Source organism: Streptomyces sp. F001 (genome assembly GCF_004187715.1).
In the GTDB taxonomy this organism is placed as follows: domain Bacteria; phylum Actinomycetota; class Actinomycetes; order Streptomycetales; family Streptomycetaceae; genus Streptomyces; species Streptomyces flavusporus.
On the sequence record NZ_QZWF01000020.1, the window covers coordinates 90194 to 106568 of the forward strand.

Annotated in this window: 15 protein-coding genes; 6 read left to right on the top strand and 9 right to left on the bottom strand. The window is 72.1% G+C overall.

What is annotated here, in order from left to right:
* Position 1: 1 nt before the first annotated feature.
* A complete protein-coding gene (locus StrepF001_RS36895; RefSeq protein ID WP_129802531.1) occupies positions 2-1255 on the bottom strand; it encodes an ATP-grasp domain-containing protein in 1254 nt (417 codons plus the stop codon).
* A 167-nt stretch (positions 1256-1422) separates the two neighbouring features.
* Between StrepF001_RS36895 and StrepF001_RS36900 the strand changes: the two genes are divergently transcribed.
* Positions 1423-2622: a glycosyl hydrolase gene (locus tag StrepF001_RS36900; RefSeq protein WP_129802532.1), complete on the top strand. Its 1200-nt coding sequence runs from the start codon at positions 1423-1425 to the stop codon at positions 2620-2622.
* A gap of 35 nt (positions 2623-2657) precedes the next feature.
* Here the strand turns inward: StrepF001_RS36900 and StrepF001_RS36905 are convergent, their stop codons facing one another.
* From StrepF001_RS36905 to StrepF001_RS36940, 8 genes are read right to left on the bottom strand one after another with little or no spacing between them, the layout of a single operon-like run.
* Positions 2658-3311 (bottom strand): lipopolysaccharide biosynthesis protein, encoded by a 654-nt coding sequence (locus StrepF001_RS36905; RefSeq protein WP_129802533.1) that lies wholly within the window; start codon positions 3309-3311, stop codon positions 2658-2660.
* The gene (locus StrepF001_RS36910) at positions 3308-4459 is read right to left on the bottom strand and encodes a glycosyltransferase (protein WP_129802534.1); all 1152 of its coding nucleotides are present in this window, start codon (positions 4457-4459) and stop codon (positions 3308-3310) included. Before StrepF001_RS36910 ends, StrepF001_RS36905 begins: the two co-directional genes overlap by 4 nt.
* Before the next feature lies 1 nt (position 4460).
* Positions 4461-5225 carry a polysaccharide deacetylase family protein gene (locus StrepF001_RS36915; RefSeq protein WP_129802535.1) on the bottom strand — a complete coding sequence of 255 codons (765 nt, stop codon included), beginning with the start codon at positions 5223-5225 and terminating at the stop codon, positions 4461-4463.
* Positions 5209-6879 (bottom strand): lipid II flippase MurJ, encoded by a 1671-nt coding sequence (locus tag StrepF001_RS36920; protein ID WP_129802536.1) that lies wholly within the window; start codon positions 6877-6879, stop codon positions 5209-5211. The genes StrepF001_RS36915 and StrepF001_RS36920 overlap by 17 nt, the downstream gene beginning before the upstream one ends.
* The gene (locus tag StrepF001_RS36925) at positions 6876-8219 is read right to left on the bottom strand and encodes an O-antigen ligase family protein (RefSeq protein ID WP_129802537.1); all 1344 of its coding nucleotides are present in this window, start codon (positions 8217-8219) and stop codon (positions 6876-6878) included. Before StrepF001_RS36925 ends, StrepF001_RS36920 begins: the two co-directional genes overlap by 4 nt.
* 5 nt (positions 8220-8224) lie before the next feature.
* Positions 8225-9652, bottom strand: a complete 1428-nt coding sequence (locus tag StrepF001_RS36930) for an exopolysaccharide biosynthesis polyprenyl glycosylphosphotransferase (RefSeq protein ID WP_129802538.1) — start codon at positions 9650-9652, stop codon at positions 8225-8227.
* Complete coding sequence (locus StrepF001_RS36935; protein WP_129802539.1) at positions 9649-10938, bottom strand: glycosyltransferase family 4 protein; 1290 nt, start codon at positions 10936-10938, stop codon at positions 9649-9651. Before StrepF001_RS36935 ends, StrepF001_RS36930 begins: the two co-directional genes overlap by 4 nt.
* A 50-nt stretch (positions 10939-10988) precedes the next feature.
* Positions 10989-12053 (bottom strand): DUF3344 domain-containing protein, encoded by a 1065-nt coding sequence (locus tag StrepF001_RS36940; protein WP_129802540.1) that lies wholly within the window; start codon positions 12051-12053, stop codon positions 10989-10991.
* 319 nt (positions 12054-12372) lie between these two features.
* Here StrepF001_RS36940 and StrepF001_RS36945 point away from each other — a divergent pair, with 319 nt between their 5' ends.
* The 5 genes from StrepF001_RS36945 to StrepF001_RS36960 form a co-directional block, all read left to right on the top strand.
* Positions 12373-13098: a hypothetical protein gene (locus StrepF001_RS36945; RefSeq protein WP_129802541.1), complete on the top strand. Its 726-nt coding sequence runs from the start codon at positions 12373-12375 to the stop codon at positions 13096-13098.
* Between the two features lie 846 nt (positions 13099-13944).
* On the top strand, positions 13945-14067 hold the full coding sequence (locus tag StrepF001_RS49740; RefSeq protein WP_276322868.1) for a hypothetical protein: 123 nt from the start codon (positions 13945-13947) through the stop codon (positions 14065-14067).
* 196 nt (positions 14068-14263) lie between these two features.
* Positions 14264-14767, top strand: coding sequence for a tyrosinase family oxidase copper chaperone (locus StrepF001_RS36950; protein ID WP_129802542.1), 504 nt, complete (start codon positions 14264-14266; stop codon positions 14765-14767).
* On the top strand, positions 14751-15617 hold the full coding sequence (locus StrepF001_RS36955) for a tyrosinase family protein (RefSeq protein WP_129802543.1): 867 nt from the start codon (positions 14751-14753) through the stop codon (positions 15615-15617). The genes StrepF001_RS36950 and StrepF001_RS36955 overlap by 17 nt, the downstream gene beginning before the upstream one ends.
* A 496-nt stretch (positions 15618-16113) precedes the next feature.
* The coding region (locus StrepF001_RS36960; protein WP_129802544.1) for a hypothetical protein at positions 16114-16375 on the top strand (262 nt) is incomplete at its 3' end.

Below are 16375 nucleotides of genomic sequence, written 5' to 3' on the forward strand. Positions count from 1 at the left end.
ATCAACTGCTCGCTTTCTCGTTATCGGTCAGGGAGGGCGAGGACGCCCGGGGGATGGGCCGCGGTGCCGGTGCCGCCGCCGTCGCACCCAGCCGCTCCCGCAGCCGGCGGGACACATGACGGGTCCACAGGGCCCACATCGCCCATCCGGGCGCGCGGTCGTCCCGGGCGTACCAGGCCAGTTCGCGCCCGCCCGGCGCCGCACGCAGCGCCGCGAGGGGCGCGTAGTTCTCCACCACGAACGCCCGCCCGACCACGGGGTCCCCCTCCGGCAGCGGACGGCCCGTCAGGTCCATATGCAGGGCGCGGACGACGTCCAGTCCCGCGCTGTCCGCGAAGAGCCGGAACTGGGCGCCGGGGCGCGGGTTGAAGTCGAGCAGGTGATAGCTGCCCGTCGTGCCGCAGCGGCGGAAGTCGAGGTCGAAGATGCCTCGGTAGCCCAACTCGCCGGTGAGCCGCTCGGCCAGCGCCTGCACCTGCGGGTTGGGCGTCCAGCAGCCCACCGCGGTCAGCCCCGCTCCCCGCGGCCGGTCCAGGCGTTTGCGGCCCGGTCCGCCCGCGCGCACCGTGCCCGAGTGGTCGGCGTAGCCGTGGAAGAACCAGTCCCGGTTCGGTCCCGGCGGCAGGTACGACTGCAGCAGCAGCCGACTGCCCGCCTCCTCGGTGCGCAGATACAGTTCCCGGGCCTGCTGCACGGAGCGCACCAGCACCGTGCTGCGCAGCCCGCTGCCTGACGGCAACAGCCAGGGCCGGCTCCACTTCGCCACCAGCGGCAGCCCGAGCCGCCGCGCGTCGGCAGCAGCCCGCGCCGCACTGTCCGGGATCAGCGTCACCGGGTGCGGGACGCCCGCGGACGCGCACACGGTGGCCAGTTCCGCCTTGTCGGCCACGCGTTCGGGCAGCGTGTCCGGCATCGTCGGCAGCAGATAGGAGGGTGCGAGTTCCTTCCGCATCCGTGCCACGGCGATCGCGCACGCGTCGTCCATCGGGACGAGGACGGCCGGACGCGCGATCCGGTCGGCCACGCGGCGCAGCACGCCGAGGATGTCGTCCGGGGTGGCTCCCGGGAGCGGCGGCGGATGCATCTGGCGCACGTAACGCGACACATGGACGGGACTTTTCGCTGAATCGGCGACGACATGCACCTCCACTCCCGCCCTGCCGAGCGAACGCACGGCGCCCAGTGTTCCGTGGTGAAAAGGATTACGGTCGATTCGTAGCAGTACGGCGGGGACGCGGGGGTCGAGTAGCGGCACGAGTTCTCACTTTCTAACGGATCGGCTCACCCGCACGGGCGGGTGCAGCACTCGAAAGCCGCAATGGCAGTGGCGCCATTTGGTTTCCTGTGCCTGACTTCATGTGACGGTTGGTCAATAAGCAGGACTGCGGCGGAAGGCCGGACGAGAGCGAGGAAAGGAACAGCATGGCCCCTCACCACAAGCGGATCCGGGTCCGCTGGCTGGCCGCGGGCGCGGTTGCGGTCGCAGCCGCGTCGGCCGTCCTGGTGTCCGGTTCCCCGGTGGAGGTGAGGGTGGTGCCGAACGACGATGCCCGTCCTCCGGCGCCGGTCCCGGCGGCTCCCGCACCCGAGGTCCCAGGGCCCTCGGCGGGCAGTAAGGCTCTGACCTTCGGTGCCTTCCTCGGCTCCGACGCCCGTGGCGTGGCCCGCATGACGCAGTTCAGTCACTGGCTGGGCGGTGCCGAGCTCCGCGTCGGCCACACCTACCTGCCCGGCAACAGGTGGCGCGACATCGAGGGCGCCCCCGGCTTCCTCAACGTGTGGGCGAACTGGCGCAACCAGAAGGACGACCGGATGCTCGTCCTCAACGTCCCGCTTCAGGAGCGCAACGAGGAGGGCGTCTCCGACGCGGAGGTCCGCCGGCTGTTGCGGCGGGGCGCGGCCGGGGAGTTCGATCATCACTTCCGTGCCCTCGCCGAGCGGCTGGTCCGGCTGGAGGTGCCGGACACGGTCCTGGTGCTCGGCTGGGAGATGAACGGCACCACGTACACCCATCGCTGCGGTCCGGACCCGCGGGCGTGGAAGAAGTACTGGAACAGGATCGTCACCACCATGCGTTCGGTGCCGGGCCAGAACTTCCGGTTCGAATTCACGCCGAGCCGTGGCCGGGACGCCATTCCCTGGACGGAGTGCTATCCGGGGGACGACACCGTCGACATCATCGGCATGGATGCCTACGACCAGCCGGCCGGGAAGTCGTTCGACCAGCAGGTGAACGAGCCGTACGGGCTTCAGGACCATGTCGATTTCGCGAAGGCCCACGGAAAACCCGCCTCGTATCCCGAATGGGGACTCTTCCGCAACGGCGACAATGCCGAGTACATGCGGCGCATGCTCGCGTGGATCGCCGAGCACCGGCCGCTCTACAACACGCTGACCGACTACTGCCCCCACGGTGTGTGGCAGTGCGAGGACGACAACCCGAGGTCGTCCGGCCTCTACCGGTCCTTCTTCGGCGGCACCGACGAGGCGACGCCGCCCACGCAGGAGCCGGTCCCGCCCACCGAACCGCCGGCCCAGGAGGAGTGCACGCCGGTGGACCTGGGCAGCTGGCTGGAGCACTGGCTCGGTGGGAAGCTCTGCCTCCGCTTCGACTGGTGGTAGGGCACCCGCCGGGAGTTCGATCGGGTCCACCGCCGTCACCGCTGTCCGCGCACATCGGCGGCGGCGGCCGGGCCCGGCACCGAGGCGGCCGGGAGGGGATCGTCGTCCCGGCGGGTCTGCCTCGGCCGCGCCAGCAGAGCCAGTCCGCACAGCAGCCCGCCCGAGCTCGCGCCCACCAGAGTGGTCACCGCCGTCGACGTGGACGTCGGCTCGGTCGGCTTCACCGCGCGCGAGAACTGCACGAGCCGGACCTGGGTGTTGTCGCTGGTGTCGTCCGCGTGCCGGGTCAGCGCGCGGGAGACCGCGTTGGCCATGTCGACGGCGAGGCCGCGGCGCGAGGAGGTGGCCGAGACGGCCACCATCGGTGCGTCCGGTGAGGTCGCCGTGCGGACGCTGTGCTGCAGCGTCCGCACCGGCACGCGCGCCCACACCTGTGCGTCCCCGAGCACCGCGAGCTGCGTGGCGGCCCGGCCGTACGCCTGCGCGAAACCGAGGGCGGAGTCCGGGCCGGACTTGTCGGTCGGTACGGCGATGACATAGCTGGTGGCCGTGTACTCGGGGGGTGTGACCAGGCCGTAAGCGCCGCCGAGCAGGCCTCCGAGAAGGGTGCCGGCCGCGAGCACGGACCAGGACGGCAGCTTCCTGAGACGGGCCGGGGACAGGCGCTGACGGATCGGAGTGGTGGTCATGACGGGCTGGCTCCCAGAGGTGAGAGGGACGACGAACTGGAGAGCGCGGCCGCATACACGTCCATGAGGCGGGCTGCGCTGCGGGTGATGCTGTAGCGGTGCGTGACCTCCGGTGCCGTACGCGGCCGGGGTCCCGCCGCGCGGACCTCGGCGATCGCGCGGGCATACGCCTCGGAGCCGCCGCGCACCCGCCGGGCGCCGGCGGCGGCCGACGGCGGCAGGTCCTCGATCGCCGGGCAGGAGGCGTAGAGCACGGGCAGGCCGGACGCCAGTGCCTCCACGGCCGCGAGGCCGAAGGACTCCTCCATGGACGGGGAGGCGAGCAGGTCCATCGCGGAGGTGAGCGAGGGCAGATCGGGGCCGGGGGAGCCGTCGGGGACGTAGGGGCGTTCGCCGGTGAACAGGACGCGGTGGGCCACGCCGGCCTCGTGGGCCGTGCGGCGCAGGATGGGCTCGTCGGGGCCGCCGCCCACCAGCAGCAGCCAGTGGTCCTCCGGGAGCCGGGTGAGTGCGTGGACGAGGACGTCGAACCGCTTCCCCCGGGCGAGCCGGCCGACGCCGCCGGTGACGTACGCGTCCTCCGGCAGGCCCAGGCGTCGGCGGGTGCGCTCGCGCCGCTCCGCATCGAAGCGGAAGCGGTCCACGTCGATGCCGTTCGGGACGACCTCGATGCGGGGCGCGGGCACGCCCCAGCGCTTCAGGCGGTCGGCCACCGTCGCGGAGACGGCGACCGTCGCCGAGCCGAGCCGCTCGCTGGCGAGATACAGCGCGCGTACGCCTGGCGTCAGCCTGCGGCCCTCCATCTGCGAGTCGCCCAGGGAGTGTTCGGTGGCGACGACTGCGCGGACCCCCGCGAGGCGTGCGGCGGGCCGGCCGTAGACGCAGGCCCGGTACAGGTGCGTGTGCACCAGGTCGTAGCGGCCTGCGCGGATCACCCGGGCCAGGCGCGGGAGGGCGGTCAGGTCGCGGTTGCCGTCCATACCGATGTGCACGACGCGGACGCCGTCGGCGGCGAGGCCTTCGGCGACCGCACCGGGGTTGGTGAGCGTCACGACGTCGCAGTCGACGGGCAGATGGCGCAGCAGCAGGCGCAGTTGCTGTTCGGCGCCGCCGACGCCGAGGCCGGTGATGATGTGCAGAGCCTTCATCTCACAGGCCCTCCACCGGGCGGCGGCGCAGCCGGTGCAGCCGGTGCTTGAGGTGCAGGCGCCAGCCCGTGTCGTTCTGGCCGACGTGCACCCGCGGCAGGGCGTGCGGACCGGTCAGCGGGCCGGGGTCGATGGCGCAGGCGTAGGCGTATCCCGCTTCCCGTACGGCCGCGACGGCGCGGGCGTCGACCGTGCCGTACGGGTAGCAGAAGCCGTCGACCCGGGCGCCGGTCAACTCCGCGATCAGCGCGCGGCTTTCGACCACCTCGGTCTTCAGAGCGAGGTCGTCCGCCTTGGTGAGGTCGACGTGGGTCAGCCCGTGCGAGCCGATCTCCACGCCCTCGGCGGCCGCGCGCCGGATGCCGTCCGCGGTCAGCAGTGGCTTGCGCGGGCCGAGCGGGTCCCAGGCGTTGTCGCCGCCGAGCCGGCCGGGCAGGACGAAGAGGGTGGCGCCGCAGTTCCAACGGCGCAGCAGCGGCAGGGCGTCGGTGACGAAGTCGGCGTACCCGTCGTCGAAGGTGAGCCCGACCAGTCCCCGCTGCCGGCCCCGGGACCGGGCGGCGAGCAGCTCGGCCACGGACACGCCGCGCAGTCCGCGCCGGTGCAGCCAGGCCAGCTGTCTGTCGAGCCGTTCGGGCGTGACCGTGATGCGGTAGGGGTCGTCCGAGCAGTCGCCCACCGAGTGGTACATCGCCACCCACGGGACCGGGCCGGGGCGCGGGGCGGGGATTCTGCCGGTGTCGAGGGAATCAATGGAAGCGACCATGTGTGAGCCTTCGTGTGACGGTGCGTACGGAGCGCAGTGCGGATGCGAAGCAGGTGAGCGGGACGAAGACGGCGGTCACGGTCAGGCAGCCCGCCGCGAGACCCGCCACCGGGGACTCGGGCCGGCTCGCGACGAACGCCCCGGCGGCGGTGGCGACGACCGCGGCGAGCACCGGTCTGCTCAGCTCGGCCAGGACCTTCGGGAGGCGGATCGAGACGGAGTGGGGGCTGCTGCGCCGGGCCGTGCGCAGGCCGGCGAGGAGCAGGGCGGCGGTGATGGTGATGCCGATGGCGTTGGCCGCGGCGATCCCCTCCACGCCCCAGGGGCCCACGGTTGCAGCGCCGATCGAGGACGTCACGGCGATGCCCACGGTCATCACGGCGACGGGGTACCAGCTTGGCCGGCCCGCCGAGAAGTACGAGCGGACCAGGGCGCCGACCAGGGTCTGGCCGAGCAGCCCGACGGCGTACACGCGCATGACGTCCGCCGTCGCCGCGGTGTCGCTCGCGGTGAACGCGCCCCGCTGGAAGAGCAGTTCGATCATCTGCGGGGCACAGGCGATCACCGCGCACATGCCCAGCAGCACCACACAGGAGGCCAGCGTCAGATCCCGCTCGACGCGGCTGCGGGCCCGTTCGGTGTCGCCGTCCGCGAGCGCCCGCGCCACCACCGGGAACGTGACGGTGCACAGCATCAGCGACAGCGTCATGGGGAGCTGGGCGACCTTCTGCGCGTAGTTCAGGTGCGAGATGGACCCGGCGGGCAGGGAGGAGGCGAGGAAGCGTTCGACGAGGACCTGCGACTGGCGGCACAGCGCGAAGAGCAGTACGGCGGCGACCAGGGCGAGTTGCATCGGCCGTTCCTCGACCTCAGCCCGGCCCCCGCCAGGGGTCGGCTTGCGCGACGCCAACTGCCGCCACAGCGACGGTAGTTGCACCGCCACCATCAGAAGGCCGCCCGCCGCGACGCCGATCGCCGCGGAGCGCACGCCCCAGCGTCCGCCGAGCAGGAACATCGCGGCGATGATGCCGGAGTTGTAGGCGACGTAGATCGCCGCGGGCGCGAGGAAGCGGCGGTGTGCCCGCAGGGCGGCGCTGCAGTACCCGGCGAGCCCGAAGGCCAGCACGCAGGTCGCCGTGAGCCGGGTGCAGTCGGCGGCGAGGCGGGGGTCGGGCAGACCGGGTGCCAGGGCCTGGACCAGGTAGGGAGCAACGCCTGCGACCAGCGCGGCCACGGCGGCGAGTGCGAGGCACAGGCGGGGCAGGGTGGCGGCCACCAGAGCGCGGACGGGGTCGTCCGGGGCGCCCCGGGCACGGCGGGCCAGCGCCATGCTGAACGCCGGGATCAGCACCAGCGCCAGCCCGTCCTCGATGAGCAGCGTGGCGGCGAACTCCGGCACGGTCCACGCGACCAGGAAGGCGTCCGTGTCGCTCCCGGCGCCGAACAGCCGCGCCAGTGACTGGTCGCGCACCAGGCCGAGCAGTGAGCCGGCGATGGACAGGGACGCCGTGACGAGCGCGGCCCGGGCGAGAAACCTCCGGGAGGACGACGCCGGGTCGGCGCCGTCCCCGGCCGTGGTGGCGGCACGCGCCGCGGGTACGGTCGCCGCGCCGTCGGTTGCGGGGCCGCGGCTCTGCGAGGGCGTCACCGTCATCGCGCCACGGCCTCCTCGACGCGCTCGCGAACCCCGCCCCGTGGCACGCCGTCCACCCGCTGGTCACCGGCCAGCGCCCACCACGCCACGAGCCCCAGGGCCACGGCGGTCAGGACGGTCGAGGGGCCGCCGATGTCCCCGTACACGAAGTCGGTCAGCAGCCAGACCAGCAGCCCGCAGCCGACCAGTGCGCAGTCGAGTCCCGGTCCCCGGTCGCGCACGCGCAGCAGCCGGCGCAGGCCGCACACCAGCAGTGCCAGCCAGCTCCCGGTGAGCGCGAGCAGCCCGACCAGGCCCTGTTCGCTCAGCAGCAGCAGGTACATGTTGTGCGGCGACAGCAACGGCTGCCGCTGGTACGCCGTGCCCGCGCCCGCGATCTCGCTGCCCGACGACAGCGCCAGGGTGGCGTGCCTGTCCCGGTACTCGGGAAAGCCCTTCATACCGACACCGGTCAGCGGCTGCTGGCGCCACATGCCGGTCGCGGACGCCCACAGCGTGTACCGGTCGACGACCGACTGGTCGGGGGCGTCGGTGACCTGCGCGATGCTGTCGATCCGCTGCTGCAGCAGCGCCGTGCCGACGCCGAACCCGCCCACCAGGATCACGCCGGCGGCGACCGCGGCCGCCGCCACCTTCAGCGCGCGCCGCAGCCCGGTCAGCGCCAGCTGCACGGAACACGCCAGAGCGGTCGCGATCCAGGCGCCCCGGCTGAAGGAGAGCGCGAGCGGCAGCAGCAGGGCCAGCGCGCACCCGGCGGCGGCTGCCCGCTGCCGTACGGACGCCGGGCCCAGCGCGATCCCGACCGCGCACACCAGGCCGAGCGAGACGACCATGGCCATGCCCATCACGTCATGCGACCCGAAGGTGCCGACGGCCCGGATGTTCTCGCCCTGGTAGGAGGCGCCGGTCCGGGTGACGTACTGGTGCACGCCCACGGCCCCCTGCCACAGCGCGAGCCCCGCGAACGACCAGGCCACCAGCCGGAAGTGGGCCCGGTCGCGGATCAGCAGCAGCACGGCTGCCGGGACGAGCACGAAGATCTGCAGATAGCGCCCCAGGCCGGTGAGCCCGGCCTGGGGCGAGGACGCTCCCATGGCGGCGAACGCGAGCCCCACGACCGGCAGGCCCAGCACCACGGCCGCGACGGGCGACAGCGGGCGCCGCCGTTCGCGCAGGAGACGGACCACGCAGTACACCACCGCCAGCCCGGAGGCCACGTCGGCGGGCCCCGCTCCGTCCGGCGTCAGCGGCAGGGCCAGCAGGGCGGGCACGGCCACCACGGGCAGGACCGGCGTCAGCGCGCCGGCCCGGCCCGGGAGCGATGTCAGGGCGTGGCTCACGTCGCTCAGCCCCCCGTCGGGCGCACCAGCGTGGCCGCGGTGCGCAGCAGGATGCAGATGTCCTGCCACAGCGACCAGTCGTCGATGTAGGCGTTGTCGAACCGGCAGCGGTCCTCGATCGAGGTGTCGCCGCGCAGCCCGTTGATCTGGGCGAGGCCGGTGATGCCGGTCCGCATACGGTGGCGGACCGCGTAACCGGGGTAGGCCTGGCTGAACTGGGCGACGAAGAAGGGACGTTCGGGCCGCGGCCCGACCAGGCTCATGTCGCCCCGGAGCACGTTCCACAGCTGGAGCAGCTCGTCGAGCGAGGTGCGCCGCAGCGTTCGGCAGAACCAGCGCATCTCGATCTCGTTCGCCACGCTCCACCGGGTCGCCGACTCGTGCTCGTCGACCGGGCGGTGGGTACGGAACTTCAGCAGCGTGAACGGCTTTCCGTTCTTCCCGATACGTTCCTGCCGGAACACCACGCCCGGCCCGTCGCTGATCCGCAGCGCCACCGCGCACGCCAGAAGCAGCGGGCTGACCAGCAGCAACAGCGTTCCCGACACGAGAATGTCGAGCGCCCGCTTGCCCACACCGCCGCGGCGTACCGGGGACATGTCCAGACGCCGGCAGGAGAACCCGGCCAGCCGTTCCTTCGTCGCGTACGACGGGGAGTCGGCGTCGACCTCCCAGACCACGCAGCCCGACTCGGCCAGCGCCCGCAGCAGCGGCCCCTGTTCGGTGCGTACGGAGGGGTGAACGGCCAGCACGGCCCGCACCCCGTTCTGGATGACCGCACGCTCGACCTCCTCGCCGGTCGTCAGCACGGGCAGGCCCTCGGTGCCGTCCGGCTGCTCGGCGACGATCCCCACCGGCCGTACACCGCACCGCGGGTGGCGCAGCACGGCGGCGGCCACGCGCTGCGCGGTCGTCACCGGGCCGATCACGAGCGCGGTGTGCGGGTGGCGCAGCAGCGCGGCGCGCCGCCGCCCGTGCACGGCTCCGCGCAGCGCACAGCCGACCGCCGCCTGCAGGGCCAGGCCCGTCAGCACGGTGCCGACGGACAACGCGTGTTCCGGTCGGTACGCCGCCCAGAGCGCCGCGAGTGCCAGCCAGGCCACCGCGATACGGCCGCACACGGCGGGCAGTTCCTCCAGCAGTACCGGCACCGGCGGCCGGCCGTCGCGCGGGCGCAGCAGCAGCGACGCGACGACCAGCAGGGTGACAAGTAGCGGATGACGCTGGGCCTCGGTGAGTGCCAGCGTGCTCGACAGGGCGGCGACGCCGTCCGCGACGAGCAGTGGGACCGGTGAGGCCGTCCGGGCCGGGCGGCGCGGGACGGGGAACCGGAAACCGGTGGCGGTGCCGCGCGGCGGCAGGACCGAAACTGGTGAGAATCCGTGGTCCCGTGGCGGAAGGCCGGGGGAGGGCACGGTACGTTCGGCGGTCACGAGTGACTGGACTCCCTGTACTTGATGGGCTCGACGCGCTGTGTCGTCTGGTTCACCTCGGCGCCACGGCCCGTGCCGGGCGGCTGACCGTGCTCAGCGCCGTGGGCCTCGGGGGGCTCGACCGCGTGGGAGGGGCGCGCGCTTCGGGCGGCGGGCCGGGTGCCGAGCAGGTCGCGGTAGACGTCCGCGAGCGCCTCGGTGGTGTGCCGTACGTCGTGGGTGGTGAGTACGTGCCGGCGGCCGCGGTCGCCGAGCGACGCGCGCAGCAGCGGGTCGAGCAGCAGCTCGCTGACGGCCCCGGCCAGCGCCGCCGGTTTCTCCGGCGGGACCAGGCACCGGGCGGCGAAGGAGGGCGGCAGGCTCTCGCGGGCGCCGTCGACGTCCGTGACCACCACGGGCCGCGCGCAGGCCATCGCCTCCAGCGGGGCCAGCGCCATGCCCTCCCAGCGGGACGGCAGAACGACGAGGTCGGCGGCCTGGTACCAGGGGGAGGCGTCGGCGACGGCTCCCGCGAACAGCACGGACTCCGGGGCGCGTTCACGCAGCAGGTCGTGGTCCGGGCCGTCGCCGACCAGGACGAGGCGGGCGTCGGGCACCCTGCGCACGACGGCGCCCCACGCCCGTAGCAGAACGTCCTGCCCCTTCTGTCGGCACAGCCGCCCCACGCAGACCGCGAGCGGTGTTGCCGGGTTGATGCCGGCGAGCGGGGCGAGCCCGGCCCGCACGGTGCCGGTGTCGGCCGGGTGGAAGCGCTCGGGATCGATGCCGTTGGGGACGACGGTCCACCGGCCGGTGATCCCCGAGCGCACGCCGGTCGCGCGTTCCGCCTCGCTCACACACACCACCCGCGCGGCCCAACGCGCCGCCCATCGCTCCCACTTGAGAGCCAGGGCCGCGGTGCCCCCGTCGACCGCCTCGAACGACCAGGCGTGCGGCTGGAAGACGGTCGGAATCCGCCCGCGCACCACGAGCCGCCCGGCGAGCCCGGCCTTCGCGCTGTGCGCGTGCACGAGATCGGGCCGCACCTCGTCGATCACCCGGGCCAGACGCCGTACTTCCCGCACGAGCGACGGCCCCGGCGACCGCGTCGCGTGCCAGTGCCGTACGTTCGCGCCGAGCGCCCGCAGTTCGGCGGTGAGTGGGCTGTCGGGGCAGGCCACGGCGACGTCGAGGCCGTCCGCCAGCTGTGCCCGGGCCAGGTCCGTCACCACGCGGGCGACCCCGCCGTCCACCGGTTGGGTCAGGTGCAGGATCCGCGGCCGAGTGTTGGGGGGTGACACATGCATGTGCGCGGCTTCCTCGCTCACGAAGGCGCTCGGGGCGGGCGGCAACGGGTTCACTGCTGGGCGTCGACAGCGGCGAAGAGCACACCGGCCCACACCGCGTCCTGCTGGGACCGGAGCCGGAAGGTCAACTGGTCACCGGCGTTCTGCAGGACTCTGCCGAGGTCGAACACGTCGGAGTCGTAGCCGAGGGTGTTGGCGTGCGCGGGCACCCGCGACGCAGCGTCTCCGGGCTCGCTGATGGTGGAGTTCAGGACGTCGTCCTGGGGGTTGGCGGGGTCGCTGAGGGCGATGGAGGCAGACCCGTTGGTCACGGTGAGCGAGTCGCCGGTGGCGCCTCGGTCGCCGTTGTACGCCACCAGGCCCGAGCGGCCCCCCGCGCCCGCCGCAAAGCGCAGATCGCGCAGCTGGATCTCTTGTCCCGAGCCGGAGTTCAGCGGCACGAAGCCGTCCCAGACCGCGAGGTGACGCAGCGGCTCCGCCGAGTTCTCGTACGCCACCACCAGCGTCCAGCCGCCCCATGCCCCGGCCGCCGACTTACCCATGGCCACGTTGATCTGCGCCACGGTGTACAGGCCCGGCCCGGACTCCCGCACCAGCCGTGTGACGTCCGCCGAGGCCTGGAAGGCGTCCGCGCCGTCTGCCACTCGGTGTCCTACGACCGTGTCCGCGCGGAGCTCCTGGTACTCCCCGCCGGGTTCGGCGATCAGCACCCGCTCGTTGTCCTCCGGCGGCTTCTGTTCGCCCACGCGCAGGTTGCCGCCCCAGTAAAGACGCGCGTACGTCACCCGCGAGTCCTTGGGCAGACGGACCTCCGCGCGGGAGGAGTTGTAGGTGTTCGGGTCGCGGTCGACGTCGACGTAGAACATGTCGAAGTCGCCGTTCACGCCGGCTCCGCCCTGCTGGACGGTCGGGCACGAAGGTGAGGTGTGGCAGGTGATGGAGACGTTCGCCGCGCGGACGAGGCCGCCGTGCTGGAGTGCGCTGTAGCGCTGGGCGAACACGATGTTCTCCGCCTCCGGTGCGGCAGCGAGGGAGCCGCCGGCCGCCCATGTCAGGGCAAGAGCGAAGGTACCTACGGTCGCACAGCGAAGCAGCGGACCCAGGGAATGGCGCATGACCGTCGGTGCCCTTTCGGAACAGGTGGCGGTGGCAGCGGCGGAACGAGTGGGGTGTGTCCGCCCTGAGGGTGCGTCAGGCAGTTTGCAACTCTAGTCACCAAACGGACAAAGACGTCGAATATCGATGAAATCTGACAAGTGTGTCGGAATGGTGAAGTCCGGGCGGCCTGGCGCAGTCGGCCGGCGCCCCGTCTGATCAGGCGGGGCGCGGCGGCAGGGTGAACGCCGAATCACTAAAAGCCTATGAACGGTTGCAGACCGTCACGGGCGCTCTCAGTGTGGGTTCAAGATCCAACCCCTGCCGAAAGGAACTCCCATGGGTGCTCTGCCCGCACGGCGCATGGCGACCAGTGCACTGTGTGCCGCCCTCCTGGTCGGGATCACCGGCCCCGCCGCCTTGGCGGCCGACTCGACCCGCGAGCACCGCCGTGCGTCGTCGCCCGATGCGCGACTCCGCGGTGCGGACGTGCGTATCGCGCAGGTCAGGGCCTACAACAGGGGGGAACTCGCCCCGGTCGCCGACCTGCTGAAGGCCGTGCTCGAGGCAGACAACGGCCGACTGCCCGCCGCCGAGGCCAGGAAACTGGGAGCGGCTGCGAAGCGCGCCCTGGACAGAGTGGCCGACAGGGCTCCCGCCCCTCTCTACACCGAGCTGAGAGTGCCCGAGCGGCGCGCCGCTGACCTTGCGGACGACGAGTGGGACGAGCTGGTCGAGCTGGTCGAGCTGGACGACGACTTGGACGACCTGCTGGATGACGAGCTGGACGCAGAGTTGGGCGGGGAGTCGGATGACCAGCCGGACGATATGGAGGAGGCCATCGACGACCTCCTGGAGGCGAACTCGGACGAGCTCGACGACGTGCTTTCACGGGTCGACGACCTGCTGACCGAGGTCGAAGACCTCATCGACGAGCTGGTCCTGCTGGAGACGGACCCGCCCGCTGTGTCGACGCTGCCCAGTACATTGCCGTCGACGTCGGTGCCTGCGGCGCCGGCCGTCACGTCCTCCGCGACCACGCAGGTGCTTCTGACGACCCCGTGAGCGCCGTACGACACGACCTCTCGCCCGTCCAATCGTGGTGCCGGCTTTAGGGCGCGGCACCACGACTGTTGTCCTCCCGCCCCTGTACCGGCATTCTTCCGGCCGGCTCCCCATCAAGGGTCAGGTCTTTCAGAGATTTCATATGAGGTATCGGCAATCTTCGGCACCTCCGGTTTCCGCCCAGGCCAGGGCTCGTTAGGCACGGCGACAGAATCCCCACCGGCGACCTGCGTTGCCGATGAAAGGAAACCGATGAAGTCTCTGAAGGCCGCCGCCGTCGTTGCCGGGTCCTTGATCGTTGCCGGTTCCGCCACACCCGCGTTCGCCCACAACGCCCCGGCCCAGACCACCCCCGGCCTGGCGCCCACCGGCCACAGCGCCCCCGACCTGGCTCCCACCGGTCAGGGTGCTCCGCAGGCTCCGGTCGGTCAGCCGGTTCCGTACCAGGCTCCGGCTGGTCAGAGCGCTCCGCAGGCTCCGGCGGCTCCGTACCAGGCCCCCGCTGGTCAGGGTGCTCCGCAGGCTCCGGTCGGTCAGCCGGTTCCGTACCAGGCTCCGGCTGGTCAGAGCGCTCCGCAGGCTCCGGCTGGTCAGGGTGCTCCGCAGGCTCCGGCGGCTCCGTACCAGGCCCCCGCTGGTCAGGGTGCTCCGCAGGCTCCTGCCGGGCAGTCGGCTCCGTACCAGGCTCCGGCTGGTCAGGGTGCTCCGCAGGCTCCGGCGGCTCAGAGCGCTCCGCAGGCCCCCGCTGCCCAGAGTGCTCCGCAGGCTCCGGCTGCTCAGAGCGCTCCGCAGGCTCCCGCCGCCCAGAGCGCCCCTGACCTGGCGGCCACCGATCTCAGCGGCGGCGTGAAGACCAAGATCCCCCTCGAGGCGAGCGCCACGGGCGACAAGTCGCTGATCCCCACGGTGAAGGAGGCCGCGGCCGCACTGAACGAGGCCAAGCCGCTGCGCGGCAATCTGTGGATGTAGGGCTCAGTCCCACCGTACGGAGTCGGCCCTCGGTGGTGTTCGGGGGCCGTCCTTCCGTATGCACGGCCATGGGAAAAGACGCTCCATGTCACCGGAACGGCGGCCGGTGACCACTGTCCTGGCCGCGCTGCGGTGACCGCGCGGGACGTTCGGCGGTTACCGCTACGGATCAACCGAACCGGACGAGGAGTGAGCCATGGTCGTCAGCGTCGGTGGAGCACCAGTGGGTGACGCGGACGGAACACCAGGCCCGGGGCGGCCCGGACCGTCGGGCACAACACGGAGAGACCTGGCGCTTGGCCTGCGCGCCTGCGCGCTCACCGCCGCCCTGGCCTCGGCGGTCGCCGTCTTCCGGCCTTGGCGCCCCGGAGCCGGACCCTGGAACGCCCCGGGCGACGCGGTCTTCGCTCAGACCTACCGCGGTCGCCGCATCCGCGGTGTGTGGATCCCGGCGCGCAGCGCCGCCGAGGGCGGCCGGTGGCACGTCACCGTGGACGGCCGCCCCCTGCATCTGATGCGCCGCGCCGACGGCACCTGGCTGAGCATGGTCGACCACTACTGCTCGTATCGGACACCGCTCGAGGCCGCCCGCGCCACCGTCGACGAACTCGGCCCCGGTCGGCTGCTGCACGCGCCGGCTCCGGGACCGGCGGACGGCGGACACCTGCACATGGGGCACCCGCATGGCGTACGTGCGTAAGGACGCCGGCACGCTCACCAGGGCCGAGAAGCACCGGTTCGTCAACGCGCTGCTTGAGCTCAAACGGCGGGGAGAGTACGACGAGTTCGTGCGGATGCACATCGCGTACTTCTCCTCCGACGGTGAAAAAGGACTGCGCGCCGCGCACATGGCGCCCTCCTTTCTGCCCTGGCACCGCCGCTTTCTGCTCGATCTGGAGGAGGCGCTGCGCCGGGTGGACTCGTCGGTGACGGTGCCGTACTGGGACTGGACGCGCGACCGCACGACCACCTCCGCACCCTGGACGGCGGACCTCCTCGGCGGCAACGGGCGCCGCTCCGACCACCAGGTGATGACCGGTCCGTTCGCCTATCGGGAGGGCAACTGGACCATCAAGGTGGGCGTGACCGACGCCCCGTTCCTCACCCGGGACTTCGGCCGCCCCCGCGCCCCGATCGACCTGCCCACGAAGACGGATCTGGAGTGGGCGCTGAAGGACCCCGCTTACGACGTGTCGCCCTGGGACTCGACGGTCACGCGAGGGTTCCGCAACAAGCTGGAGGGGTGGAGCACCGGCCGGGGCAGCACCTCCTGGCGCAACCACAACCGCGTGCACCGCTGGGTTGGCGGGACCATGCTCGGCGCCGCCTCCGTCAACGACCCTGTCTTCTGGCTGCTCCACGCCTTCGTCGACCTGCAGTGGCACCGCTGGCAGCACCGGCACCGCGGCGCCCGCTACCTTCCCGCGACACCGCCGGGCCCCCACGACAAGCAGCACGGCCGGATCGTGGCCCGGCACGAGCCGCTACCGCCGTGGGACGTGACACCGGACGAGCTGGAAGACGTAGGCCAGATCTACCGGTACTCGTGAGCTGACGCGGGTTCAGCGAAAGCATGAGGAGAGTGCCGGCGCGCGGAGGTTCCGGGACTCTCGGATGCGCTGGTGGCCGCCGCCGCGAGAGCGGCCCCGCTGACGGTCTTCTCCTCCTGTCACCGCAGCCGTCCGGCAGAGCTGCGCGCCCCCGAACCAGGCGTTGTTGGGGGCCATAGGGACCGGCCCGAGTCTCCTGTCGGGCGGTCGCCCGCCGTGGCTCGGGTCTCGGCCAGGTGCGGTGGCGCCACGTGAAGGAGCCAGTCGGTGCCCAAAGAGGAGGTCGATGCTCGATTCGGACAGCGACTGTCCGAACGGCAGTTGACTGGGCGTGACCACCGGATTCGACCACCCGGTGTAGGCACGACTTGCACTTCTCGGGAGGCGAACATATTTGGGCGTTTCGCGTAGAAAAAGAGAGAATCGTCCCCTACGTTGAAGCCTGTCAGTGACCAGCCCACCACGGACTGTGTCGACGCGAGAAATTGGAGAAGTAATGCGCAAGTACCAGAAGGCCGCAGTCGTCGTGGCCATGCTCGGCAGTGTCAGCTTCCTGGGTGCTGGCGTCGGCCACACGGCGAACGGGGACCCGAAGGTCAAGCTCGACAACAAGCAGGTCCAGGAGTGCTCGGCGGACGAGGTCAAGATCACGGGCACCCAGGTGGCGGACGACGTGAACACCAACACCAACGCTGGTGGTCTCCAGTTCATCGACAGCAGCTCGGACACGTCGGTGAACTGCGCTCAGCTCTTCACAT